Source organism: Pseudomonas marvdashtae, assembly GCF_014268655.2.
Lineage (GTDB): Bacteria > Pseudomonadota > Gammaproteobacteria > Pseudomonadales > Pseudomonadaceae > Aquipseudomonas > Aquipseudomonas marvdashtae.
The window spans coordinates 162,308-187,231 of record NZ_JABWQX020000001.1 but is presented as its reverse complement, the minus strand read 5'-3'; the positions used below and the strand labels follow the sequence as shown (position 1 = coordinate 187,231).

Below are 24,924 nucleotides of genomic sequence, written 5' to 3'. Positions count from 1 at the left end.
AGTGACACAATTTTGTGAACCACTGAGGACGATTTTACCCATGGACGTTTTTCGCAGCAGGATGCTGCTTTTCTTCTGGTTGGCACCGCTAGTGGCGGTAGCCGATTCTCCCCCCACCCACGAGTTCACGCTGGACAATGGCCTGAAAGTGGTCGTGCGCGAAGATCATCGTGCCCCACTGGTCAGCTCGCAACTCTGGTTCAAAGTCGGCTCGGCCGACGAGGCGCCGAGCCGCTCAGGACTGTCTCACGCGCTGGAACATATGGTTTACAAAGGTAGCCACAAGAGTTGTGCGGGCGAGGCCATGAAGACCCTGGATACCCTGGGCGCCCAATACAATGCCTTTACCGGGGAAGATTTCACCGTACATCATCAAACCCTTGAGCCTCGTCACTTGGGTGTCGCGTTCGAACTGATGGCAGACCTCATGTCGACCGCTCACCTGCGCGCCGAAGACTGGTTGCCGGAAATTGCCGTCATCCAGGAGGAACGGCGCGAGAACCAGGACCACCCCGGAGAGCTGGCCCTGGAACGCTTTCTTAGCCTGGCCCATCTTTCAAGTGGCTACCGCACGCCCACCATCGGCTGGATGCACGACCTGCAGCGACTCGACATTGCTGACTTGCGCGACTGGTATCAAACCCGCTATGCGCCCGGCAATGCCGTGTTGGTCGTGGTTGGCGATGTCACGCTTGAGCAGGTCAAGCTGCTGGCAAAAACTTACTTTGGGGCGGTAGCCGCCCGTCCTTTCACCGCGTCGCGGGCACCGCTGGAGTTGGACCGACCCGGCGAACGCAGGCTCATCCTTGACGTACCCGACTCCGCTACGCAATTTCTCATGGCATTCAATGTCCCGGTGCTGGTGACCGCCGAGCCTCCTCGGACCGTGTATGCCTTGCGCTTGCTCCAAATGCTACTGGCAGGCTCAAGCAGCGCCCGACTGCAATCGCAGCTTCAATTCAAGACGCCGCTGTTCTCCGCCCTATCCTCCGATTACAACTGGCTGGGACGTGGCGACGCTCTTCTGTTGATCGACGGCCGTATCTCCAATGCCTACACCGGCTCGCTCAATGACGTCGAGGCGCGCGTGTGGCAAGAACTTGACAAGCTACGAACCGATCCCCCCGCGCCTGATGAGCTGGAACGTGCTCGCACGCAACTGATCGCACAAAACATTTACGGCCAGGACTCAATAGAGGGCCAGGGCCATTTCCTCGGCTCCTTGGTGAGCAACGGGCTGTCCTGGCGATTGATGAACGACGAAATTGCCGAGCTGAAAAAAGTAACCCCGGATGACATCCGACAAGCCGCCGCGACCTATCTGACCCGTGATCGCCTGACCATAGCGCACATCCAAGGGGAGCAAACCCATGAATAAATCAGCTCAGGCTGGCTGTCTTGCGATGTTGGGGATCGCACTGTTGGGTTGCTGCGCGCAAGCCTTGGCCGATACCGTTTCGAATGGCTCCACGGTGCGCCTGCAATCGCTGCTTGAGCCAGACATCGTCGCACCAAAGCCGCGCCCCCTGGCCGTCAAGGGCTGGAAGACAACAGCTGGCAGCAAGGTCTTGTTCGTCCGTACGACGGCATCGCCGATGTTCGATGTCCATGTCAGCTTCGAGGCGGGAAGCGCCCGGAGCAATATCCCCGGCCTCGCCGGCGTAACCTACAGCATGCTCAACGAAGGCGTGCCAGGCATGGAAAGCCATCAAGCGATCATCGACACCTTTCAGAGCCTGGGGGCAAGGCTCGGCATGGGGATAGATCCGCAACGCAGCGCATTTTCCTTGCGCAGTTTGAGCGAAATGGAAAAGCGCACCCCAGCCCTACGGTTGTTTTCGCAAATATTGGGCAACCCATTGCTCAGTGATGAAGCATTGGCAAGGGTGAAAAACGAGGCGAAAGACATACTTCTGCGTGACCGACAGAACCCGACGGACATCGCGCACCAACACCTCAAGGAACAACTGGCGCCCAAGCACCCTTATGCCCAACCGATGTTCGGCACGAACGAGGCGCTGGACGCTCTGACACGCCAAGCGGTACAGGACTTCCATCGGCAAGCCTACTCGGCGGTGAAGGCGCAGATCACCTTGGTCGGCGACCTCACGCTCGAACAGGCCCAACTGATCAGCCAACAGATCAGCAGTGCCTTGCCCGGCACCAACCAGGCCGCTCGTCCCGACGACCCCTCCTCGGTTGGCACGCCAACGAACAGCCATCTGGAACGGGCGCAGCAACAAACCCAACTTCTGCTCGCCCAGCCCAGCGTGCCGCGCACGCATGCCGACTATCTTGCGCTGGATGCGGCGAACCGGATTTTCAAGAACCGGTTAATGACGGAGCTGAGGGAAAAGCGCGGCCTGGTGTATGGCACCAGGATCCTGCACTGGGACTGGGCCGATGGCGCCCTGGCGATCATCTCGCTTCGGACCAGTCCACACTTCAACCAAGGCACTCAGGCGTTGGTGCGCTCAATGTTCACCGACTATCTGCGCGACGGGCCGACGCAACAGGAAGTTGACCAACTGAAAGGCCGGATGCGGAGTTCGATTGCTCATGACAGCGCCAACAATGCACAGATTCTCGATCAATTGGTCAGGATAAATCGAGATGACCTGCCGCTTGACCTGGACTACACCGTCCAACAGATGCAGGCACTGACCCCCAGGCAAATAAAGGACACACTGAACCGCCATTTCGCAGCCGACGCCTGGCACGTTGTGACGGTGGGTCCCACGGTCGAGCAGCAACCCTTGCCAGCGCCAGTGGCACCGTCGGCCGATGCCCTTGCACAGGACAGATGTCGCGCCGCGCAGGCCTTTATGGCAATTTAAAGCTGCCGCGCCAGGCGCACCTCCACGCCTGGCGCCTATGCTTGAAATGACGAGACCCGACGTGCCTGTAGACTCCCCTATGTCCAGCCAACGATTTACACCGGCCTTCGGCCTGGCTAATCCACACCTGCAGACGCTATGGGGACCGCTTTGGCGCAAGACTGTCCACATCGAACGCGAGCGCGAACGGCTGTGGCTCGAAGACGGTGACTTCCTGGATCTCGACTGGCACGGCCCGCACAGTGCCGATGCACCATTAGTGTTGGTACTGCATGGGCTGACCGGCTCTTCCAACTCACCCTATGTGGCCGGCCTGCAGCGAGCGCTCGACGCTAAGGGTTGGGCCAGCGTCGCCTTGAACTGGCGCGGGTGCTCGGGAGAACCCAACCTGTTGCCCCGTAGCTATCATTCGGGCGTCAGCGAAGACCTGGCCGCCGCTATCGCTCACCTTCGGGCCCGGCGGCCGTTGGCACCGTTGTTCGCGGTGGGTTATTCACTCGGCGGCAACGTGTTGCTCAAGCACTTGGGGGAAACCGGCAGCGACAGCCAATTGCAGGGAGCAGTGGCGGTTTCAGTGCCGTTCCGCCTGGATCAATGCGCCGACCGCATCGGGCAAGGGTTCTCCAGGTTCTACCAGGCCCATTTCATGCGCGAAATGCTCGCCTATGTGCGCAACAAACAGCGTCAATTCCAGCATGACGGGCGTCATGACGGGCTTGCCGCCCTGGCCGCGCTGGGCTCGCTGGACAACATGCGCACGTTCTGGGATTTCGATGGCCGGGTGACCGCGCCGCTGCACGGTTACTCGGATGCGGCCGATTATTATCGTCGCGCCTCCAGCCGCTATTTCATCACCGGGATAAGAACCCCAACCCTGCTTATCCAGGCCGCCGACGATCCGTTCGTGTTTCCCCACAGCTTGCCCGAACCGGCGGAGCTGTCAGGCTCCACCCAACTCGAATTGCATGCCCAGGGCGGCCATGTCGGGTTTGTCGACGGAACATTGCGGCGCCCGGGCTACTATCTCGAACGACGCGTACCCGAATGGCTGGCCAGCTTGGCCTCGCATGGCATTACTCGCCCTTCGCCACGCCCCGCTGCGGATCATTGATCCACTCGCTCCAGGATCCCGCATATAACTTGCCCAACGGATGCCCCGCCAAGCACAAGGCAAACAGGTTATGGCAGGCCGTCACGCCGGAGCCGCAATAGGCCACCAGCCCGCTCGGCGGGCGATCGCCCAACTTTTCAGCGAAGCGCAGCTTGAGCTGGCCTGCAGGCAGGAATCGTCCATCGGCGCCCAGGTTGTCGGTGAAAGCTGCGCACTGCGCGCCAGGGATGTGCCCGGCCACCGGGTCGATCGGCTCGACATCGCCCTTGAAACGGGGCAATGCCCGCGCATCCAGCAACGTCATGTCCGACTGGCCGAGGCGCTGTTGCAACGTTTCGGCGTCGAGCAGCAGATTCGCGTCCGCCGAACCGCTGAACGTCCCAGGCTGATTTGCAGGTGGATCGAGACTCAGCGGCAAGCCCGCCGAGTGCCAGGCCTTGAGACCACCATCCAGGATGTAGACACCGTCACGCTTGCCCAGCCACACCAGCAGCCACCAAGCCCGGGCGGCATAGGCGCCGGGACCATCGTCGTACAGCACGATGGTGCTGTCGTTGCCGATGCCCCAGGCACGCAGGCGCGCGATCAAGGCTTCAGGATCGGGCAGCGGATGGCGCCCGGTCACACCCTTGATCACCGGCCCGCTCAGATCCCGCTCAAGGTCCGCGAACGACGCTCCGGCAATATGGCCTTCGGCGTAGCTGCGTTGGCCGTAGTCCGGATCCTCCAAGGCAAAACGACAATCAAGAATCACCAGCCCGGGATCTGTTCGCCTCTGTTCAAGGCCTTGGGGACTGATGAGTTGAGCGATGGGCATGGTGAGCTCCTGTAACGGGTTCAGGGGGTCCGATCCTACTGCCCTTCCTCCAGAGTCTGGGCCAGGGGGACATAATATTCTTTGAACAGTGCATTCACCGCTTCGCGGGCTTGATCGGTGACGAAGCCCGCCTCCAGCACGAGCACTTGATACACGCCACGCTTGATGGCCTGTTCGCTCAGATGGCTGGAGTTTTCCCGCGTAGTGCAGAGGAACCGTACCCAGGAGGTCAGGATGATCCAGGCGTTGAGCGTCAGCGACTCGATCTGCACACGGTCCATCTCCAGGATGCCGGCGGCAACAAAGCCCTCATAGATAGCGGTGCCATGGATCAGGCAGCGCTGGGAAAACCGTCGGTAGCGCGCCGCAAGTTCCGGGTCACTGTCGAGCAGATGTTCCAGATCTCGATGCAGGAAGCGGTAGCGCCACATTGCCGATAGCAACTCCTGCAGGTAGAAACGCTTGTCGTCCACCGTGGCTGGCCGCCCCTGAGGCGGGCGCAGGAAGCTGTCCACCAGGTTTTCGTATTCACTGAACAGCACGGCGATAATCGCCTGCTTGTTGGGGAAGTGGTAATAGAGATTCCCCGGGGACATGTCCATGTGGGCGGCGATGTGATTGGTGCTGATGCTGCGCTCGCCCTGCCGGTTGAACAACTCCAGGCTGTTCTGCACGATGCGCTCGCTGGTTTTTATTCGTGGGGCCATGGCTTGGGCTTTAATGAAAAAGTAATTGAAGGGCATCTTACGACCTATCGGTCACAGGATAAAACCCAAGCCATTTTCCACCGCTCATTTGACTTTTTAGAGCATAAGCTCTAGAAAGCATCGACTATAACAATTATCCGGTGCCGCCATGCCTGCCGACGTTGCTTATTTGCACGAGTCCCAACAGCAGCTGGACGAACTCCAGGCACTCTTTGCCGCCCAGCGCCAAGCCTACGCCGCTCACCCGATGCCGCCGGCCGAACAGCGCCTGCAATGGCTCAAGGCATTGCGTGAACTGTTGAGCAACGAACGACAGGCGCTGATCAATGCCATCAGCGACGATTTCAGCCACCGCAGCGCAGACGAAACGTTGCTGGCCGAGCTGATGCCGAGCCTGCACGGCATTCATTACGCCAGCCGACACCTCAAGGGTTGGATGAAGCCTTCCCGGCGCAAGGTCGGCATCGCCTTCCAGCCGGCGTCGGCGAAAGTGGTCTATCAGCCGCTGGGCGTGGTCGGGGTCATCGTGCCGTGGAACTATCCGCTTTTCCTGGCCATCGGTCCCTTGGTGGGGGCGTTGTCGGCGGGTAACCGGGTGATGCTCAAACTCAGCGAATCGACCCCCACCACTGGTTTGTTGCTCAAGCAATTGCTGGCGCGGATCTTTCCTCAGGATCTGGTGTGCGTCGTGCTTGGCGAGGCGGATGTCGGCGTCGCGTTCTCCAGGTTGCCGTTCGATCACCTGCTGTTCACCGGCGCCACCAGCATCGGCAAGCACGTGATGCGTGCCGCCGCTGAAAACCTGACCCCCGTCACCCTTGAGCTCGGCGGCAAATCTCCCGCCATCGTTTCAGACGACGTACCACTCAAGGACGCCGCCGAGCGCATCGCCTTCGGCAAGACCCTCAATGCCGGGCAAACCTGTGTGGCGCCGGATTATGTGCTGGTCCCCCAGAATCGGGTCGGGGCGTTCGTCGAGGCATATCGCGAGGCCGTGCGCGGGTTCTATCCGACGCTGAGCGACAATCCGGACTACACCGCGATTATCAATGAACGACAACTGGCGCGACTCAACGGCTATATCAGCGATGCCACCAGCAAGGGCGCGCTGTTGATCGAGTTGTTCGACCAGGGCCAGGGCCGACGCATGGCCCACAGCCTTTTGCTTAACGTCACCGATGACATGACCGTCATGCAGGACGAAATCTTCGGGCCACTGCTACCCATCGTGCCTTACGAGCACCTCGACCAGGCGTTTGCCTACATTAACCAGCGGCCACGTCCGCTGGCGCTCTATTACTTCGGCTACAACAAGGCTGAACAGAATCGCGTGCTCGAACAAACCCATTCCGGCGGCGTATGCCTGAATGACACCTTGTTGCACGTGGCCCAGGACGACATGCCGTTTGGCGGCATTGGCGCCTCGGGGATGGGGCACTATCACGGCCACGAGGGATTCCTGACCTTCAGCAAGGCCAAGAGCGTGCTGACCAAACAACGATTCAACGCCGCAAAGCTGATTTATCCGCCCTATGGCAAGCCGCTGCAGACGCTGATCCAAAAGCTGTTTATCCGCTAACGATGGTCTCCCGGGTAATAACAATAATGAACCCAAGCCTGACCGATACGCCCGCCCTGTCACGACGCGGCCTGCTGCAATTGAGCCTGGGCGCCAGCGTTTTTTTGGCAACCGTTGGTGTGGGCGCCAGCCTGAGCGGTTGCTCGTCCAGTCAACCGGCCAATGGATTGTTGGCGCTACGCGATAGCGACCTGCCATTTTTGCACGCCGTCATTCCGGTGATGCTGAACGCCGCCGTGGCGGGTGAAACAATCCCCGCCGCCGCTGGTGCCACGCTGCAAAGCCTGGATCGTGGACTGGCGCATCTGTCGCCGTCCATGCTCAAGCTCACGCGCCAGTTGTTCGACGTGCTCACGCTGGGAGTAACCCGCGGACCGCTGACTGGAGTCTGGGGCGCGTGGGAAAACGCCAGCGTCCATGACATCCAAGAGTTTCTGTCGCGCTGGGAAAACAGCTCGCTGAGTCTGCTGCGCCAAGGCCACAGCTCGTTGCTGCAAATGGTCATGATGGCCTGGTACAGCCGGCCCGAGTCCTGGGCCCATTGCGGGTATCCGGGGCCGCCAGCGATCTGAAGCCAGGCACGCCCCTCCTGAAAATGCCCCATCGCAACCCCATGCCACTAAGAGAGCCCGAGCATGCCCGTACTCGACCCGTTCCGCGAAGGCCTCGCCCGTGGCTGGACCACCTACAACGGCGCGCAATTGTCCGAGGACCTGACGCTGGAAGCGGACGTGGCAATTATCGGCAGCGGCGCCGGCGGTGGCACCACGGCGGAAATTCTCAGCGCCGCCGGCTTCAACGTTTTGCTGATCGAGGAAGGCCCGCTCAAGACCAGCCATGACTTCACGCTGCTCGAAGACCAGGCCTATACCAGCCTGTACCAAGAAGGCCTCGGGCGCATGAGCAAGGACGGCGCCATTACCATTCTCCAGGGCCGGGCGGTGGGCGGCACGACGTTGATCAACTGGACTTCCAGCTTTCGCACGCCGGCGCAAACCCTCGACCACTGGGCGGCCGAGCACAACGTCAAGGGGCACGACCCGGCCCAGATGGCGCCCTGGTTCGAGCGGATGGAACAGCGCCTCGGCGTGGCGCCGTGGTTGATCCCACCCAACGCCAACAACGACGTGATCCGCAAAGGCTGCGAACGCTTGGGCTACAGCTGGCACGTCATCCCGCGCAACGTGCGCGGCTGCTGGAACCTGGGTTACTGCGGCATGGGCTGCCCGACCAACGCCAAGCAATCAATGCTTGTCACCACCATACCCGCCACGCTGGACAAGGGCGGCGCGCTGCTTTACCTGGCGCGGGCTGAGCGCGTCGTCATCAAGAACAATGCGGTCGCCAGCCTGGAGTGCCAAGCCATGGACGAGCGCTGTGTAGCGCCCACCGGGCGGCGCATCACCGTCAGGGCCAGGCATTACGTACTGGCCGGCGGTGGCATCAACAGCCCGGCCCTGCTGCTGCGCTCCGATGCGCCGGACCCGCACAAACGCCTTGGCAAGCGCACCTTCCTGCATCTGGTGAACATGTCCGCCGGGCAATTCGACGAAGTCATCAACCCGTTCTACGGCGCGCCACAGTCGATTTACTCGGATCATTTCCAATGGCAGGACGGCGTCTCCGGCAAAATGTCCTACAAGCTCGAAGTCCCACCCCTGCACCCGGCCCTTGCCGCCACGCTGCTGGGCGGGTTCGGCGGCGAGAGCGCCCTGCACATGGCGCAACTGCCTCATACCCATGCCATGCTGGCGCTGCTGCGCGATGGTTTTCATCCGGACAGCACTGGCGGCAGCGTCGAATTGCGCAGCGACGGCACGCCTGTGCTCGACTACCACGTTTCGCCGTATGCCTGGGACGGCTTGCGCCGGGCATTCCACAGCATGGCCGAGATCCAGTTCGCCGGCGGGGCCCGGGCAGTCATGCCAATGCACAGCGACGCGCGGTATGTGAAAACCCTGGCCGAAGCTCGCACGCAGATCGACCAACTCGACCTTGCCTTGTACCGCACCCGCCTGGGCAGCGCCCATGTCATGGGCGGGTGCGCAATGGGCGAAGATCCAAAGACCGCTGTGACCGACAGCCTCGGACGTCATCATCAACTGGACAATCTTTCGATCCACGACGGCTCGCTGTTCCCCACCAGCATTGGCGCCAATCCGCAGTTGTCGGTCTATGGATTGACCGCGCAACTGGCGACTGCCCTGGCCGAACGTTTGGGAAAAACATGAAAATATCGAATATTCGCAACGTCTATAGTGCGTTCTTACCCAACAGCCGACTTGGCCGACCGAGAAGGCTGCGATACCATCCGACTCCCCAACGGACTCCCGCCAGGACGACGCGATGAACCGAGTGTTGTACCCAGGTACCTTCGACCCTATTACCAAGGGCCATGGCGATCTGGTCGAACGCGCCTCGCGCCTGTTCGACCATGTGATCATTGCCGTCGCCGCCAGCCCGAAGAAAAACCCGCTGTTCCCGTTGGAACAACGTGTGGAGCTGGCTCGTGAGGTCACCAAGCATCTGCCCAACGTGGAAGTGGTTGGCTTTTCGACGCTGCTGGCGCATTTCGCCAAGGAAAAGAACGCGAACGTGTTCCTGCGGGGCCTGCGCGCGGTATCGGACTTCGAATATGAATTCCAACTGGCCAACATGAACCGACAGTTGGCGCCGGACGTCGAGAGTCTGTTCCTGACGCCGTCGGAGCGTTATTCCTTCATTTCTTCGACCCTGGTGCGTGAAATCGCGGCCTTGGGCGGCGACATCACCAAGTTCGTGCACCCAGCGGTGGCCGATGCGCTGACCCTGCGCTTCAAGAAATAGCCCTCTCTGGTCGCGACTCACTTCGCGGCCAGACCGCCAAGCAGGCGCAGTCCATCGCGCCCGCGTGCACTGCGCTCTTGATTGCGGCACAATTGCGCCTATTCGTTTTCAACTGCCCGGGCCCAACGCCCCGGCCGGAGTCTGCATGTCCCTGATCATCACCGACGACTGCATCAATTGCGACGTCTGCGAACCCGAGTGCCCGAACGAAGCCATTTCCCAGGGCGAAGAAATCTACGTCATCGACCCGAACCTGTGCACCCAGTGCGTCGGCCATTACGACGAACCCCAGTGCCAGCAAGTCTGCCCGGTGGATTGCATCCCGCTGGACGAGGCTCATCCGGAGACTGAAGAACAGTTGATGGCGAAATACCGCAAGATTACCGGCAAGGCTTGAGTTTTCGGGCGAGCCTCCAGGCCTCACTCCTGCCGCTCAAACCCTTCCCCAATACACCCCAGGCAGCGCACGAAGGTGGCTTTCGCCGGGTCGACCACCAACGCCTTCCCCGCGTCGCCTACACCGCCCCCCAACGCGGTGAACGGCAACGATACGACGAACGCCCCGGCACCGATCACGGTGGCCGCGAGTAGCAACGGACGGGCAATCAGCAAGTCGCCGATCATGGCGAAGGCAGGCGGATTCTGGATGGTATAGCGCGGGTCACCGCTCTCAGTGTTTGCCAGGACAGGCAAACCGACACTCAGCGAGAGTGCCAGAACAAAAGGTCGAAGCTGATTCATGGGGGCGATCCTTCGGCTAGGCAGTATGACTACTGACTATAGACCGTAGGACGAATCAGCTCTGGCAGCGTGGGCACCAGACGCTCGCACGCTGGCCCAGGCGGATTTCCCGCAGCCCCGTGCCGCAAACCTTGCACGATTGTCCGCCCCGCCCGTACACGAACAATTCCTGCTGGAAATAACCGGGCTGGCCATCGCCGCCAATGAAGTCCCGCAACGTGGTCCCGCCACGCTCGATGGCATGGGCGAGGATGCGTTTGATCTCGATCGCCAACTTCAGGTAACGCGCCCGAGAGATGCCGCCCGCCTCGCGACGCGGGTCGATCCCGGCAGCAAACAGCGCTTCTGTCGCATAGATGTTGCCGACGCCAACCACCACCGCGTTGTCCATGATGAACGGCTTGACCGCCATCGAACGCCCACGGGAGAGTTGGAAAAGCCGTTCGCCGTCAAAAAGATCGGTCAGCGGCTCCGGCCCCAGGCGAATCAGCAATTGGTGATTGAGCGGATCGAGGCTCCAGAGCATCGCCCCAAAGCGCCGAGGGTCGGTGTAGCGCAAGGCCAGGCCGGACTCCAACTCGATGTCGACATGCTCATGCTTGGCGGCGGGCATGCCGATTTCAACCAGCCGAAGGTTGCCGGACATGCCCAGGTGACTGATCAGCGTGCCGACCTCGGCATTGATCAACAGGTACTTCGCGCGCCGCTCCACCTGAACGATGCACTGCCCCGAAAGCCGCACGTCGAGATCTTCCGGAATAGGCCAGCGCAAGCGGCCGTCGCGCACCAGCACGCGGCTGACCCGCTGCCCCTCAAGGTGCGGTGCAATTCCGCGACGGGTGGTTTCGACTTCCGGCAGTTCTGGCATGGGGTTCTCGAATCAGGCGACGGCACTCAACGAGTGGCCAGGTCGCGAATTTCCTGTTTCTGGGTCTGGAAGTCGTACTCCGACAACCCTATGTAATCGAGCACCAGCGGCCCGACGCACTGCCACTCGCGGTCTTCGGCCTGATTGCCCAATACCCGATGGGACGCGCAGATGTTTTCGGACATCTTCAGGATCGCCAAGAGGTTCTTCAGCGGGCTGTTATTGCGCGAAGACTCGTCACTGAAAATCGCCAGCGCATTGTGATGATTGGCGATGGCCTGGCTGACATGATCCGGCAGGCGCCAGGACTTGGATGTGTAATAGCCGACCACCGCATGGTTGGTGTTGAACACACGGTTTTCGGTATCCACCACGCGGCATTCGGCGCTGGCGTTGGCATAGGCCTCCTCCAGCACGCCCATGTACGTGGGGAACTGCTTGAGCATCAGTGGCACGCCGCAATCGTGGAACAACCCCAGCGCGTAGGCTTCGTCACCGTTCTGCAGACCGACGCGCTTGGCGAGGGTCAGGCAGGTCATGGCCACGTCCTGGGCGGTGTCCCAAAAGCGATTCAGGACCACGATCGCGTCATCGTGCAACGCGCCCTTGATCGATTGCGCGTTGATCAGGTTGATGATCGAGCGGCTGCCCAGCAGGTTCACGGCGCGCTGGATCGAGGTGATCTTGTTGCTCAAGCCGTAATAGGGTGAATTGACGATCTTGAGCAAGGCACCCGAGAGTCCCGGGTCCTGGGAAATCAGCTTGGCGATGGTCTCCAGGTCCGGATCGGGCATGTACTGCTCCATTTGCAAATCCACCATGATTTGCGGCTGGGGCGGCACACTGATGCCTTGAAGGGACTGTTGGATCTGTTCGGCGGTAAGCTCTTTGGACATGGGTACGCACTCTGGGCCAGGCAGGGATTCTAACCCTTAAAGATGGATCCGATACACCGCCAGGCCACCGATCGTCCTCTAAGCCCGCCAATCCCCGCAACACGGTATACTCCCGCTCTTTTTTCCGGAGCGACGTCATGTCCCTGCCTAGCCTGCGCCTCAAAGCCAACGCCGACCGTCGCCTGCGCGCCGGCCACCTGTGGGTCTACAGTAACGAAATCGACGTGGCCGCCACCCCGCTGCACGGCTTCAAGGCCGGCGACCAGGCAATCCTCGAGGCCGCAGGCGGCAAGCCGCTGGGCATCGTTGCGATGAGCCCCAACAACCTGATCTGCGCGCGCCTGCTGTCACGCGATGTGAAGCTGCCACTGGACAAGTCGCTGCTGGTGCATCGTATCAACGTAGCGTTGTCCCTGCGCGAGCGGCTGTTCGACAAGCCATTCTATCGCCTGGTCTATGGTGATTCCGACCTGCTGCCGGGCCTGGTGGTCGACCGTTTCGGCGACATCCTGGTCGTGCAGATCGCCTCCGCGACCATGGAAGCCCATAAGGACGACGTGATCGCCGCCCTCACCCAGGTGCTGAAACCCAGCGGCATCCTGTTCAAGAACGACTCCGCTGCCCGTGACGCCGAAGGCCTGAACCGCTACGTCGAGACCGTGTTCGGCCTCGTGCCGGAGTGGGTGGCGCTGGAAGAGAACGGGGTGAAATTCGAAGCGCCGGTCATGGAAGGCCAGAAGACCGGCTGGTTCTACGATCACCGCATGAACCGCGCACGCCTGGCGCCGTATGCCAAGGGCAAGCGCGTACTGGATCTGTTCAGCTACATCGGCGGCTGGGGCGTGCAAGCCGCGGCATTCGGTGCCAGTGAAGTATTCTGTGTCGATGCTTCAGCCTTCGCCCTCGACGGCGTTGAGCGCAACGCCGCGTTGAACGGCTTCGCCGAGAAGCTGACCTGCATCGAAGGCGACGTGTTCGAGGCCCTGAAGGAACTCAAGGCCAGCGAAGAACGTTTCGATGTCATCGTTGCCGACCCACCCGCCTTCATCAAGCGCAAGAAAGACCTGAAGAACGGCGAAGGCGCCTACCGCCGCCTCAACGAGCAGGCCATGCGCCTGCTCAGCAAGGACGGCATCCTGGTCAGCGCGTCGTGCTCGATGCACCTCCCCGAAGATGATCTGCAGAACATCCTGCTGACCAGCGCCCGTCACCTGGACCGCAACATCCAACTGCTCGAACGCGGCGGCCAGGGACCAGACCATCCGGTGCACCCGGCAATCGCCGAAACCCGCTACATCAAGAGCATCACTTGCCGGTTGTTGCCTAACAGCTGAGGCCGGGCGGGGCCAGTGCCGTAGCGCTGTGCCCCCGACTGGCAACCAGATCGCAGCCTTGGCTGCGATTTTTTTGCGCGTCTGAACAAGTGTGTAGGAACGCCCCCACGCGATTATCAGAACCGTCCTACTCAATCTCCCCGTAACTGGCGGCCATGACGCATTAGGATTGAAAGCGACCCTCAGGTACGCCCTTGGAACGCCTCATGACTGATCCGCAAAACCGCCTGGCGGCCCGCAAACCGGCCACCGTCGGCTTGTTGCTGACGCTGACGCTGCTCGGTGTCTTTCCAATCGATGTCGTGCTGCCCTCGTTCCCCGCCCTGTCCGGGCATTTCGAACGTCCATCATCGGACATTGCCCTGTCCGTCAGCCTGTTCGCGGTGGGTATCGCCCTTTCGCAACTGCTGGTCGGGCCGCTTTCCGACGTCATGGGGCGAAAAAACCTGCTGCTGATCGGGATTACCGTTTCAGCCGTTGGAGCAACAGGTTGCGTGCTTGCCGACGGTTACTGGTCTTTTTTGCTGTCGCGTATTGTCCAGGCCTTGGGGTGTGGCTTTTTCGTGCTGTCCCAAGCGCTGATCCAGGACCTGTTCACCGGTCAGGAACAGCAGCGACTGCGGATCTTCCTGGTCACCTGCGGGGGGATTTTCATTTCCGTTTCGCCACTGGCCGGCACCGGGTTGCAAAGCTGGATGGGCTGGCGTGGCAGTTTCCTGGTGTTCATCGCCCTGGCAATTGGTGCATTCATCGGCGCCAGTCGTCTACTTCACCACGGCGCGGCGGGCAGCCAACCCAGGCGCCTGGATTTCATCGCCGCCTATCGAAAGGTCTGCGGCGACTTCCGTTTCATGGCCTATTGGCTAACCTCGGCCCTGGCGTTTTCCTGTCATTTCTCGTTCATCGTCATTTCACCGCTGGTCCTGATCGACCAGTTGCACCTCTCTCCCGAGGCTTTTTCGTTGGCCCTGCTGGGCTATGGGCTGGCCTATATCGGCGGCGGCGCCGTCGCGACCGTGCTGAGCCATCGAATCGATCCACAGGCACAAATCATTACGGGCCTGGGCCTGATTCTCGGCGCAGGCCTGCTGATGCTGGGGCTCACCCACTCCCTGGGCTTGTCAGTCACCACGCTGTTAGTGCCCATGATCGTCTGCACCACCGGAACGACCATTGCCCGCGCCGCCGCCCATACCCAAGCCATGAATCGATTTCCCGGGCAGGCCGGCACATCCGCTTCGGCCGGCAGCGTACTGATATTCACCGTCGGCGGGCTGACCAGCGCCGCGATCAGCCTCACCCCGCTGGACTTGCAGCTCACCCTGGCCCTCTGCCTGGTCCTGCTCAGCCTGCTGGGGCTGGCCCTCAATGCCCTGGTCCGCCAGCATGGCAAGGGATTGTTGGCTGGCTGAACCCTGCCAGTCGTCATCCCGCGCACGACATTGGCGCCCGATCAGCGCTTTGCGTCATTTCATCCTGGCGCCAGCGGTGTAGAATCACGGCATTCATCGCCATTCATCCCCGGCGGGTTTATGAGCTCATGCTGAGGCGCGCAGCGATCCTGCACAGTTGTCGGCCACTTCCGGACACACCGCCAATCCCGAGTGTTCCGGACGTCAACAGAAGCTCACTTCCCATTGATACCTGATAAGTACCTGATTAGCCGCCCGGAGTGCTCCATGCCTGATTACCGCTCGAAAACATCCACCCATGGCCGCAACATGGCCGGCGCCCGTGCCTTGTGGCGCGCCACGGGGATGAAGGATGACGACTTCAAGAAGCCGATCATCGCCATTGCCAACTCCTTCACCCAGTTCGTACCGGGCCACGTGCATCTCAAGGATCTGGGACAGCTGGTCGCCCGTGAAATCGAACGCGCCGGCGGTGTCGCCAAGGAATTCAACACCATCGCCGTGGACGACGGCATCGCCATGGGCCACGACGGCATGCTGTATTCGTTGCCGAGCCGCGAGATCATCGCCGACTCGGTCGAATACATGGTCAACGCCCATTGCGCCGACGCCATTGTCTGCATTTCCAACTGCGACAAGATCACCCCCGGCATGCTCATGGCTGCGCTGCGCCTGAATATCCCGGTGATCTTCGTCTCTGGCGGCCCGATGGAAGCCGGCAAGACCAAGCTCGCCAGCCATGGCCTGGACCTGGTCGACGCCATGGTAATCGCCGCCGACTCCAGCGCCTCTGACGAGAAGGTCGCCGAGTACGAGCGCAGCGCCTGCCCGACCTGCGGTTCGTGCTCCGGCATGTTCACCGCCAACTCGATGAACTGCCTGACCGAGGCCCTGGGCCTGGCGTTGCCGGGCAACGGTTCGACACTGGCCACCCACAGCGATCGCGAACAGTTGTTCCTGCAGGCTGGCCGGACCATCGTCGAATTGTGCAAGCGCTACTACGGCGAGAACGATGAGTCGGTATTGCCGCGCAATGTCGCCAATTTCAAGGCGTTTGAAAACGCCATGACCCTGGACATCGCCATGGGCGGTTCCACCAACACTATCCTGCACCTGCTGGCCGCCGCCCAGGAAGCCGAGATCGATTTCGACCTGCGCGACATCGATCGCTTGTCTCGCAGCGTGCCGCAATTGTGCAAGGTCGCGCCGAACATCCAGAAGTACCACATGGAAGACGTGCACCGCGCTGGCGGGATCTTCAGCATCCTCGGGTCGCTGGCCCGTGGCGGCCTGTTGCATACAGACCTGCCGACCGTGCACAGCAAGACCATGGCCGAAGCCATCGCCAAGTGGGACATCACGCAGACCACCGACGAGGCCGTGCATCACTTCTTCAAGGCCGGCCCGGCGGGCATCCCGACGCAAACCGCATTCAGCCAGTCGACCCGCTGGGAGACCCTGGACGACGACCGTGAAAACGGCTGCATCCGCAGCGTCGAGCACGCGTACTCCAAGGAAGGCGGCTTGGCCGTGCTGTACGGCAACATCGCCCTGGACGGCTGCGTGGTGAAGACCGCCGGCGTCGACGAGTCGATCCATGTGTTCGAAGGCAACGCCAAGATCTTTGAAAGCCAGGACAGCGCCGTGCGCGGCATCCTCGCCGATGAAGTGAAGGCTGGCGATATCGTGATCATCCGCTACGAAGGCCCGAAGGGCGGCCCGGGCATGCAGGAAATGCTCTACCCGACCTCCTACCTGAAGTCCAAGGGCTTGGGCAAAGACTGCGCATTGCTCACCGACGGCCGTTTCTCCGGTGGCACGTCGGGCCTGTCCATCGGCCACGCCTCGCCGGAAGCCGCTGCGGGCGGCGCCATTGGCCTCGTGCGCGATGGTGACAAGGTGCTGATCGACATTCCGAACCGTTCGATCAACCTGTTAATCAGCGATGAAGAACTGGCCGAACGCCGGGCCGAGCAGGACAAGAAAGGCTGGAAGCCGGTGGAAGTGCGTCCGCGCAAAGTCACCACCGCCCTCAAGGCCTATGCCCTGCTCGCCACCAGCGCCGACAAAGGCGCGGTGCGCAACAAGGCGATGCTCGACGGGCTGTAAGCGTCGATAGCGACAATAAAAATGCCCCGCCAAGTGCGGGGCATTTTTTATTGGACCAACGATATTCCCGTGGCGAGGGAGCTTGCTCCCGCTGGGCTGCAAAGCGGCCCTAAAACCTGCCAAATGCGGAGCATCAGACACACCGCACCCGCCGGTTCACGACTGCTTCGCAGCCGAGCGGGAGCAAGCTCCCTCGCCACAGAAGCCGCGACCTGATCCGGTTTACTGGATATCTTCAGGCTTGACGATCACCCAGTTCTTGTCCGCCGTCACCGGCAACCCTTCCTTGGCCTGGGCGGCCGCGTGCTTGGCCATCATGCCGTTTATCTGCGTCATGTATTTATCCTTGCGATTGACCCACAAGTGGATACCACCCTTGGCCACGTCTACATCATGGAACAGCATGTAGCCGTCGCTGCTCGGCGTGTCGCCAGCCACCAGCACCGGTTTTTTCCATTCGTCGATGTAGGTCAGGATCGCCGCGTGCTTGCCGGCCATCCACGTCGCCGGGGTCCACAGGTAAGGCGTGTATTCCAGGCCAAGATTGGCCTTCTCGTCATATTTGCCGTTGGTGATTTGCTTGCGGGCGGTGGTCAGCTCGCCAGTCTTGCGGTCCTTGAGCAGCGTGGTCACGCCGATCACGTTCTGCGGCTTGAGGTTGTAGCCATACTTGGGATCCGAAGCGACCATGCGCACCAGTTCCTCGGAAGCGGCGGTCATGACATAGACCTCGATGCCGTTTTCCATCAGTTTGTTGTATAGCTCGGCCTGGCCGGTGAAGATTTTCGGCGGGTTGACGTTGTACTGGACCACCTTGTCGCCATCGTAATAGGTGGTCGGCACCGGTTTGCCGGAGGCCATCAACTCATCGACATAGCCCTTGAGTTCCTTGAGCGTGAAGCCTGAGAACACTTGGGCTACCCACGGGTAGCAGACCATGTCGTCCACTTCGCACAAACGGTAGTAATAGCTAAACAGGCTTTCCTTGTGGTCGGCCGTGTCCTTGAACGGCATCAACTTCAAGGACGGGTCCAAGGTCTCCCGGGTGATGAGGCCCTTGTTTTCCATGAACGGCAACAACGACTCTTCAAGGTCGTAGCGATAGCTGGTGTTGTCCATGTCGAACACCGCGTAGCTACCCTTGTTGGCATTGGCCGCGATCATCGCGTCCAAAGCCTTGGCCTGCTCCGCCGGCCAGTGCTTGAGTTCGGTGGCGAGGACCTGGCCGGCGAGGCCAAGACTCAAGACGACAGCGAGAAAACGAGGTGCGCGCTTCATCGGCATTTCTCCCAGGTTCAAAGACTCGACGCTAACAAATGCGTGTGACAGTCCTCGCCCAGCCGCGACCGCTTGCGTCCTGATCACGCCAGCGGCATACCCGCAAACGCCAAGTCCTTATTCCATAAACGACAATCAACATGCCTTTTTAGTATTAATTCATTAGATATCAGGCTGTTAGGCTTCCCGGCTCACAGTCGCGGCTTCGGGCGACTGGCACGTCTTATCGGAGTCTCTTTTGATGAATCTGCCGCTGATCCTCAATCTGCTGGTGTTCCTCGCCTTGCTGTTCGGCCTGGCGCAAACCCGTCACCGCACCTGGAGCCTGGCCAGGAAAGTGCTGTTGGCCCTGGTGCTGGGCGTGGTGTTCGGTATCGCCCTGCACACGATTTATGGCGCCGGCAACCCGGTGCTCAAGGCCTCGATCGGCTGGTTCGACCTGGTGGGCAACGGCTACGTGCAGTTACTGCAAATGATCGTAATCCCGCTGGTCTTCGCCTCGATCCTCAGCGCCGTGGCCCGCCTGCATAACGCTTCGTCCCTGGGCAAGATCAGCTTCCTGACCATTGGCACGCTGCTGTTCACTACCGCCATCGCCGCGTTGATCGGCATCGGCCTGACCAACCTGTTTGGCCTCACCGCCGAGGGCCTGGTGGCCGGCACCCAGGAACTGGCGCGCCTGCAAGTGATCCAGAGCGAGTACGCCGGCAAGGTCGCCGACCTGAACATCCCGCAATTGCTGCTTTCGTTCATTCCGCAAAACCCCTTTGCCGACCTGGCTCGGGCCAAGCCGACGTCGATCATCAGCGTAGTGATTTTCGCCGCGTTCCTCGGTGTCGCGGCGTTGCAACTGCTCAAGGATGACGCCGAGAAAGGCCAGAAAGTGATCAACGCCATCGACACCTTGCAAAGCTGGGTGACGCGCCTGGTGCGTCTGGTGATGAAGCTGACCCCGTACGGCGTGCTCGCGCTGATGACTAAAGTGGTGGCCGGTTCCAACCTGCAGGACATCATTAAGCTTGGCAGCTTCGTTGTGGTCTCGTATCTGGGACTGGGCTTGATGTTCGTGGTCCATGGCTTGCTGGTGTCCGCCGCCGGGATCAACCCGCTGCGTTTCTTCCGCAAGATCTGGCCGGTGCTGACCTTCGCCTTCACCAGCCGCTCCAGTGCCGCGACCATTCCCCTGAGCATCGAAGCCCAGACCAGCCGCCTCGGCATTCCCAGGGCAATTGCCAGCTTCAGCGCATCGTTCGGCGCCACCATCGGCCAGAACGGTTGCGCCGGGCTCTATCCGGCGATGCTGGCGGTGATGGTCGCGCCGACCGTGGGCATCAACCCCTTGGACCCGGTATGGATCGCGACGCTGGTTGCCATCGTGACCTTGAGCTCGGCTGGGGTGGCCGGTGTCGGCGGCGGCGCGACGTTTGCCGCGCTGATCGTGCTGCCGGCCATGGGCCTGCCGGTCTCGCTGGTGGCGCTGCTGATTTCAGTCGAGCCGCTGATCGATATGGGCCGCACGGCCTTGAACGTCAGCGGTTCGATCACCGCCGGGGCGATTACCAGCCAGGTGATGCAGCAGACCGACAAGGCGCTGTTGGACGCCGATGCGCATGGAGAGCTGGTGCACGCTTGACCGGCGGCACCGGAGATTGATCGTTCCCACGCTCTGCGTGGAAATGCCTCAAGGGACGCTCCGCGTCCAGTGACGCGGAGCGTCACGGGCTGCATTCCCACGCAGAGCGTGGGAACGATCCACATCTACGCTTGAATCAGAATTTTTCCCACACTTCAAAGCTATAGGCCGGCTTGTCTCCATCGGCCGGGTTCGGCTGGTTCGAGACCAGTCTCCACTGGCTCGGATCGAACTCCGGAAACCATGCGTCCCCTTCCGGGCTCAGCGCCACGCGAGTCAGGTAAAGCCGATCCGCCTGTGCCAATGCCTGCCCGTAGAGTTGGGCACCGCCGATCAGCATCAGCTCATCGGCGCCCTGTTCCCGCGCCCAGGCTTCGGCCCGCGCCACCGCTGCCTCCAGCGTGGAAAACACTTCCGCCCCCTCAAGCATCAGGTCCGGCTGGCGGCTGACTACGATGTTCAAGCGCCCCGGCAACGGTCGGCCAAGGGAATCCCAGGTCTTGCGTCCCATGATGATCGGCTTGCCCAAGGTGGTGGCCTTGAAGTATTTGAAGTCCCCCGGCAAGTGCCAGGGCATGCTGTTGTCGATGCCGATCACCCGGTTATTACCGAGGGCTGCGATCAGGCTTAAGGGAAGAGTTTTTTTCATGACGGCGAGAATACCAGAGGCCCGGACAAGCGCCACAGCGGTTATGCTGATTCCTCATTCGAGCAACGGAAGCCCTCGTGACTGAACTGCAAAACCTCTGGTTGACCGAGACGATACGCCTGCGTGAAGAACACGCCGGCCCGCTTGAGGACCAGGAAGCCAATCGCCTGGCCCGCGCGGCGGGAGGCGATCTGTCCACCCGTATCCACCACCGCGCCCACTCGCTGGCCGAACGCGATGGCCTCACCCAAGCCTTGCGCCACTGGCTGCAAGGCGCGCGCCTGGCCCTAGTGGTGCTGGCGGTGCTCGCCACGGTCAGCGGCGCCGGCCTGGGGTTCGCAGCCCTTGGCGATGGACGCGCGCCGGTCAACGTGTTCTGGGCCCTCGGCAGTCTGTTGGGATTGAATCTGATCCTGCTCATCGGTTGGGTGCTGGGCCTGATATTCGCGGGGGAACAAGGTGCTGCGCTGGGGCGCCTGTGGTTGTGGCTCAGCGAAAAACTCGCCCGCGACGCCAAGGCTGCCCAACTGGCACCGGCCCTGCTGCTGTTGCTGCAACGGCACAAACTCAATCGCTGGGCGCTCGGTGTGTTGGTCAACGGTTTGTGGTTGCTGGCCATGCTCAGCGCAATGGTGATCGTCTTGATGTTGATGGCGACCCGGCGTTACGGCTTCGTCTGGGAAACCACCCTTCTGGGCGGCGAAACCTTCATCGTCCTGACCCAGTCCCTCGGAGCGCTGCCTGCCCTCCTTGGGTTCAGCGTGCCGACCGTCGAGATGATCCGCGCCAGTGGCGACGCCGCGTTGAACATCGAGAGCGCCCGCCAGGCCTGGGCTGCGTGGCTGGTCGGCATTCTGCTGGTCTACGGCGTGCTGCCGCGCCTGTGCCTGGCCCTGCTGTGCCTGTGGCGCTGGCGCTGTGGTCGCGCCGGGCTGCGCCTGGACCTGAACCTGCCGGGCTACGCTCAGTTGCGCGAGCGACTGATGCCCAGCAGCGAACGCCTGGGGGTCAATGACGCCGCACCCGCGCAATTGCATCAGGTCGAGCGCACAGTCGATGCGATGGAGAGCGACGGCGCATTGCTGGTGGCCATAGAGCTGGACGAACGCCCGTGGCCGCCGAAGCTGCCCGACTCGGTGAAAAACGCCGGTATTCTCGACAGCCGCGAGTCTCGCCACAAACTCCTCGAACAACTGTCGCGTTTTCCCCCCGCGCGCCTGGCGATTGCCTGTGATCCCCGGCGCTCGCCTGACCGCGGCAGCCTGGCGTTGATCGCCGAACTGGCTCGCAGCGCCAGCGCCACCCGCGTCTGGCTGCTGCAGGCGCCGCCCGGCGAAGCGCTGGATGGCGAGCGCCTGGGGGACTGGCACAACGCGCTGCAACAATTGCAATTGCCGTTCGCCGACTGTGCGCCGTTGAACTGGCTGGAGACTGGCCATGACTGACTCCATCAAGCCATTGAAACTCGCCGTCGTCGGCCACACCAATGTCGGCAAGACGTCCCTGCTGCGAACCTTGACGCGGGACGTTGGCTTCGGCGAGGTGTCCCACCGGCCGAGCACGACCCGGCACGTCGAAGGGGCTCGCTTGTCAGTGGACGGCCAAGCGTTGCTGGAACTGTACGACACGCCGGGGCTGGAAGACGCCATCGCCCTGCTTGATTACCTCGAACGCCTGGAGCGGCCGGGTGAGCGCTTGGATGGCCCGGCGCGCCTGGCGCGTTTCCTTGAGGGCAGCGAGGCGCGGCAGCGCTTCGAGCAGGAAGCCAAGGTCCTGCGGCAACTGCTCGCCAGCGATGCCGGGCTCTACGTGATCGATGCCCGCGAGCCTGTGCTGGCCAAATATCGCGATGAATTGGAAGTCCTCGCCAGTTGCGGCAAACCGTTACTGCCGGTGCTCAACTTCGTCAGCAGCGCCCACCACCGCGAACCCGACTGGCGCGAAGCCCTGGCACGGTTGGGCCTGCATGCGCTGGTGCGCTTCGACAGCGTAGCCCCGCCGGAGGACGGCGAACGCCGGCTCTATGAAAGCCTCGCGCTGCTGCTGGAAAGCGCCCGCGAACCCTTGGAGCGCCTGATCGTCGATCAACAGGCCCAGCGCCTGGCTCGCCAGCAGAGCGCGAAGCGATTGATCGCCGAACTGCTGATCGACTGCGCCGCCTGCCGACGTAGCGTCGCCAGCGAAGCCGACCTGGAACGCGAGGCCATCGGTCAATTGCGCAACGCCGTGCGTCAGCGGGAGCAGCGCTGCGTCGAGGCCTTGCTCAAGCTCTATGCCTTCCGCCCGCAAGATGCAGCCGCCAGCGATTTACCGCTGCTGGACGGCCGCTGGGGCGATGATCTATTCAATCCCGACACGCTCAAGCAGTTGGGCGTGCGGGTCGGTGGCGGGATCGCGGCGGGCGCGGCGGCGGGTGCTGGCGTGGACTTGCTGGTGGGTGGCCTGACCCTTGGCGCCGCCGCCCTGGCCGGGGCGATTGCCGGCGGCGCGCTGCAAACGGCCCGCAGCTATGGCAACCGATTGATGGGCAAGCTCAAGGGCCAGCGGGAGTTGACGGTGGACGACAACGTGCTGCGCCTGCTGGCCTTGCGTCAGCGGCAATTGCTGCAAGCGATCAATCAGCGCGGCCATGCGGCGATGGACAGCATCCGCATCGACGCGCCCCAGGACAAGACCTGGCGCGAAGGCAAGCTGCCCGAGGCGTTGAGCAAGGCTCGGGCGTATCCGCAATGGTCGTCGCTCAATCCCCAGCCAAAATTGAGCCAGGCTGAACGGCAGGAGCAGATCGAGCAATTGGCCGAGGAGCTCTAAGGGACAAACTTCTGTGGCGAGGGGATTTATCCCCGCTGGGGTGCGAAGCGGCCCCAAAAAAATATCGAGCGCCGGCGTTTATCGGATAGAAAAGCAGGGGCCGCTTCGCGACCCCGCGGGGATAAATCCCCTCGCCACAAAAAAGCAGATCTGGGGCTGCTATTCTGCGCCCTGCGCCTTGAGCGCCAACGCCGCTTCAGCCAGCTCCAACTCGCTGAACACCAAGACGCCGTTGCGCTTGAGCAAAGCCGCCGTCACGCCTTCGCCACGAACCTTCACACCACTGAACGTACCGTCATAAGTCAGCAGGTTGCCGCACGAGGGGCTGTTGGCCTTGAGCACGGCGATCCGGATGCCGTGTTCCCGCACCAGGTCCAACGCCTGATGCGCACCCGAGAGAAACTGCGCGCTGAGATCCTCGCCGTCGGTCGTGATCACCGCCGCATCGCCATCAAGCACCTGCGCGCCCTGTCCGCCGGGAATCTCCGCCGCCGCCCGAGGCGTAGGCAAGCCGCCGGCGACTTCCGGGCACAGCGCCACGACCCGGCCTTCGTCGAGCCATTGCTGGAGCCGGTCGAATGGGCCACTGGCGCCACCGTCGTAGCGCACGCGGTGGCCGAGCAGGCAGCGACTGACGAGAATCTTTTCCATGTTCAGAACAGCTCGTTGCCGCGGCGTCGGAACCAACCGGTCAAAGACAGGCGGTCACGCGTGGCCGGCAGCACTTCATGGGGAATCTCCCCCGATAAGAACACCACCAGGCATCCGCCCGTGGGCACCACATCGTGGGCCACACCTTCGTCCAGGTACATGCGCAATTGGCCGCCATGCTCCGGCAGCCAAGCGTCATTGAGATAGAGCACCGCCGAGACTATGCGTCGATCATCGTCACGGAAGCGGTCGACGTGCTTGAGATAAAACGCTCCCGGCGGATACAGGGCGAAGTGGCTTTCAAAATCCTCCAGCCCCAGGAACAGCCCACGGTTCAAGGCCTCGCGCAGGCTGTCCATCAGCGCCAGGTAACGATCGCAGGCTTGCACCTGGCCGGGCTCGATCCATTGGATGCGATCACCCCGGATTCCTTCACGGATCTGCGAAAACGGCCCGCGCCCAACGGCGGCTGGAGCCAGTTCGCCCTCGGCGGCGCGCTGACGGCACTCGGTCGCCAGGGCGCGCGTCAGCGCATCGGGCAGGAAGATATTCTGCTGCGACCAACCGTGCTCGGCCAGGTCGTCGACGATACGTAACAGCAACGGATGATCAGAAGGTATTTGCATGGCGCGCATAGTATTCCTGTGCCTGAAAAACCGACAGCG

General features: G+C 61.9%; 23 protein-coding genes. 14 read left to right on the top strand and 9 right to left on the bottom strand.

Annotation, left to right across the window (positions count from 1 at the left end):
- The first annotated feature begins 40 nt into the window (after positions 1–40).
- The 3 genes from HU742_RS00920 to HU742_RS00910 all read left to right on the top strand — a co-directional run bounded on the left by HU742_RS00920 (position 41) and on the right by HU742_RS00910 (position 3,948).
- Positions 41–1,378 carry a M16 family metallopeptidase gene (locus HU742_RS00920; protein ID WP_186643449.1) on the top strand — a complete coding sequence of 446 codons (1,338 nt, stop codon included), beginning with the start codon at positions 41–43 and terminating at the stop codon, positions 1,376–1,378.
- Positions 1,371–2,837: a M16 family metallopeptidase gene (locus HU742_RS00915; RefSeq protein ID WP_186643448.1), complete on the top strand. Its 1,467-nt coding sequence runs from the start codon at positions 1,371–1,373 to the stop codon at positions 2,835–2,837. Before HU742_RS00920 ends, HU742_RS00915 begins: the two co-directional genes overlap by 8 nt.
- A 79-nt stretch (positions 2,838–2,916) precedes the next feature.
- Positions 2,917–3,948 (top strand): hydrolase, encoded by a 1,032-nt coding sequence (locus tag HU742_RS00910; protein WP_186643447.1) that lies wholly within the window; start codon positions 2,917–2,919, stop codon positions 3,946–3,948.
- Here the strand turns inward: HU742_RS00910 and HU742_RS00905 are convergent.
- The gene (locus HU742_RS00905; RefSeq protein ID WP_186643446.1) at positions 3,911–4,765 is read right to left on the bottom strand and encodes a sulfurtransferase; all 855 of its coding nucleotides are present in this window, start codon (positions 4,763–4,765) and stop codon (positions 3,911–3,913) included. The genes HU742_RS00910 and HU742_RS00905 overlap by 38 nt on opposite strands.
- Positions 4,766–4,800: 35 nt before the next feature.
- Positions 4,801–5,472 carry a TetR/AcrR family transcriptional regulator gene (locus HU742_RS00900; RefSeq protein WP_186634454.1) on the bottom strand — a complete coding sequence of 224 codons (672 nt, stop codon included), beginning with the start codon at positions 5,470–5,472 and terminating at the stop codon, positions 4,801–4,803.
- A gap of 148 nt (positions 5,473–5,620) precedes the next feature.
- Here HU742_RS00900 and HU742_RS00895 point away from each other — a divergent pair, with 148 nt between their 5' ends.
- From HU742_RS00895 to HU742_RS00875, 5 genes are all read left to right on the top strand, one after another.
- Positions 5,621–7,051: a coniferyl aldehyde dehydrogenase gene (locus HU742_RS00895; RefSeq protein ID WP_186634017.1), complete on the top strand. Its 1,431-nt coding sequence runs from the start codon at positions 5,621–5,623 to the stop codon at positions 7,049–7,051.
- Positions 7,052–7,077: 26 nt separating this feature from the next.
- Positions 7,078–7,623: a twin-arginine translocation pathway signal protein gene (locus HU742_RS00890; protein ID WP_186643445.1), complete on the top strand. Its 546-nt coding sequence runs from the start codon at positions 7,078–7,080 to the stop codon at positions 7,621–7,623.
- Positions 7,624–7,686: 63 nt separating this feature from the next.
- Positions 7,687–9,282, top strand: coding sequence for a GMC family oxidoreductase (locus HU742_RS00885; protein ID WP_186643444.1), 1,596 nt, complete (start codon positions 7,687–7,689; stop codon positions 9,280–9,282).
- Positions 9,283–9,397: 115 nt separating this feature from the next.
- Positions 9,398–9,877, top strand: a complete 480-nt coding sequence (gene coaD / locus HU742_RS00880; protein WP_007897855.1) for a pantetheine-phosphate adenylyltransferase — start codon at positions 9,398–9,400, stop codon at positions 9,875–9,877.
- A 145-nt stretch (positions 9,878–10,022) separates the two neighbouring features.
- Complete coding sequence (locus HU742_RS00875) at positions 10,023–10,274, top strand: YfhL family 4Fe-4S dicluster ferredoxin (RefSeq protein ID WP_003206534.1); 252 nt, start codon at positions 10,023–10,025, stop codon at positions 10,272–10,274.
- A gap of 23 nt (positions 10,275–10,297) precedes the next feature.
- On the opposite strand, the gene HU742_RS00870 is transcribed toward HU742_RS00875, so the two are convergent.
- Genes HU742_RS00870 through HU742_RS00860 form a run of 3 tightly spaced genes read right to left on the bottom strand, consistent with a single transcriptional unit; the run spans position 10,298 to position 12,328 of the window.
- Positions 10,298–10,618: a multidrug transporter gene (locus HU742_RS00870; protein WP_186634008.1), complete on the bottom strand. Its 321-nt coding sequence runs from the start codon at positions 10,616–10,618 to the stop codon at positions 10,298–10,300.
- Positions 10,619–10,673: 55 nt separating this feature from the next.
- A complete protein-coding gene (mutM, locus tag HU742_RS00865; protein ID WP_186643443.1) occupies positions 10,674–11,486 on the bottom strand; it encodes a bifunctional DNA-formamidopyrimidine glycosylase/DNA-(apurinic or apyrimidinic site) lyase in 813 nt (270 codons plus the stop codon).
- Between the two features lie 26 nt (positions 11,487–11,512).
- A complete protein-coding gene (locus tag HU742_RS00860; protein WP_186634451.1) occupies positions 11,513–12,328 on the bottom strand; it encodes an HDOD domain-containing protein in 816 nt (271 codons plus the stop codon).
- Positions 12,329–12,519: 191 nt separating this feature from the next.
- On the opposite strand from HU742_RS00860, the gene HU742_RS00855 reads away from it, so the two are divergent.
- The 3 genes from HU742_RS00855 to ilvD all read left to right on the top strand — a co-directional run bounded on the left by HU742_RS00855 (position 12,520) and on the right by ilvD (position 17,237).
- Positions 12,520–13,716, top strand: coding sequence for a class I SAM-dependent rRNA methyltransferase (locus tag HU742_RS00855; RefSeq protein ID WP_186643442.1), 1,197 nt, complete (start codon positions 12,520–12,522; stop codon positions 13,714–13,716).
- A gap of 206 nt (positions 13,717–13,922) precedes the next feature.
- Positions 13,923–15,128, top strand: coding sequence for an MFS transporter (locus HU742_RS00850; RefSeq protein WP_186643441.1), 1,206 nt, complete (start codon positions 13,923–13,925; stop codon positions 15,126–15,128).
- A 267-nt stretch (positions 15,129–15,395) separates the two neighbouring features.
- Positions 15,396–17,237 carry a dihydroxy-acid dehydratase gene (gene ilvD / locus HU742_RS00845; RefSeq protein WP_186633994.1) on the top strand — a complete coding sequence of 614 codons (1,842 nt, stop codon included), beginning with the start codon at positions 15,396–15,398 and terminating at the stop codon, positions 17,235–17,237.
- A gap of 222 nt (positions 17,238–17,459) precedes the next feature.
- Here ilvD and HU742_RS00840 read toward each other — a convergent pair whose 3' ends face one another.
- Complete coding sequence (locus HU742_RS00840) at positions 17,460–18,515, bottom strand: HAD family hydrolase (protein ID WP_186643440.1); 1,056 nt, start codon at positions 18,513–18,515, stop codon at positions 17,460–17,462.
- Between the two features lie 241 nt (positions 18,516–18,756).
- Between HU742_RS00840 and HU742_RS00835 the strand changes: the two genes are divergently transcribed.
- Positions 18,757–20,148, top strand: a complete 1,392-nt coding sequence (locus HU742_RS00835) for an L-cystine transporter (protein WP_186633989.1) — start codon at positions 18,757–18,759, stop codon at positions 20,146–20,148.
- Between the two features lie 136 nt (positions 20,149–20,284).
- On the opposite strand, the gene HU742_RS00830 is transcribed toward HU742_RS00835, so the two are convergent.
- On the bottom strand, positions 20,285–20,797 hold the full coding sequence (locus HU742_RS00830; protein WP_186633986.1) for a dihydrofolate reductase: 513 nt from the start codon (positions 20,795–20,797) through the stop codon (positions 20,285–20,287).
- Positions 20,798–20,874: 77 nt separating this feature from the next.
- Between HU742_RS00830 and HU742_RS00825 the strand changes: the two genes are divergently transcribed.
- A complete protein-coding gene (locus HU742_RS00825) occupies positions 20,875–22,242 on the top strand; it encodes a DUF2868 domain-containing protein (protein WP_186643439.1) in 1,368 nt (455 codons plus the stop codon).
- On the top strand, positions 22,235–23,608 hold the full coding sequence (locus tag HU742_RS00820; RefSeq protein ID WP_186633980.1) for a GTPase/DUF3482 domain-containing protein: 1,374 nt from the start codon (positions 22,235–22,237) through the stop codon (positions 23,606–23,608). The genes HU742_RS00825 and HU742_RS00820 overlap by 8 nt, the downstream gene beginning before the upstream one ends.
- A gap of 159 nt (positions 23,609–23,767) precedes the next feature.
- On the opposite strand, the gene HU742_RS00815 is transcribed toward HU742_RS00820, so the two are convergent.
- Complete coding sequence (locus HU742_RS00815) at positions 23,768–24,259, bottom strand: 2-thiouracil desulfurase family protein (RefSeq protein WP_186643438.1); 492 nt, start codon at positions 24,257–24,259, stop codon at positions 23,768–23,770.
- 2 nt (positions 24,260–24,261) lie between these two features.
- Positions 24,262–24,894: a 2OG-Fe(II) oxygenase gene (locus HU742_RS00810; protein WP_186643437.1), complete on the bottom strand. Its 633-nt coding sequence runs from the start codon at positions 24,892–24,894 to the stop codon at positions 24,262–24,264.
- Positions 24,895–24,924: the final 30 nt, after the last annotated feature.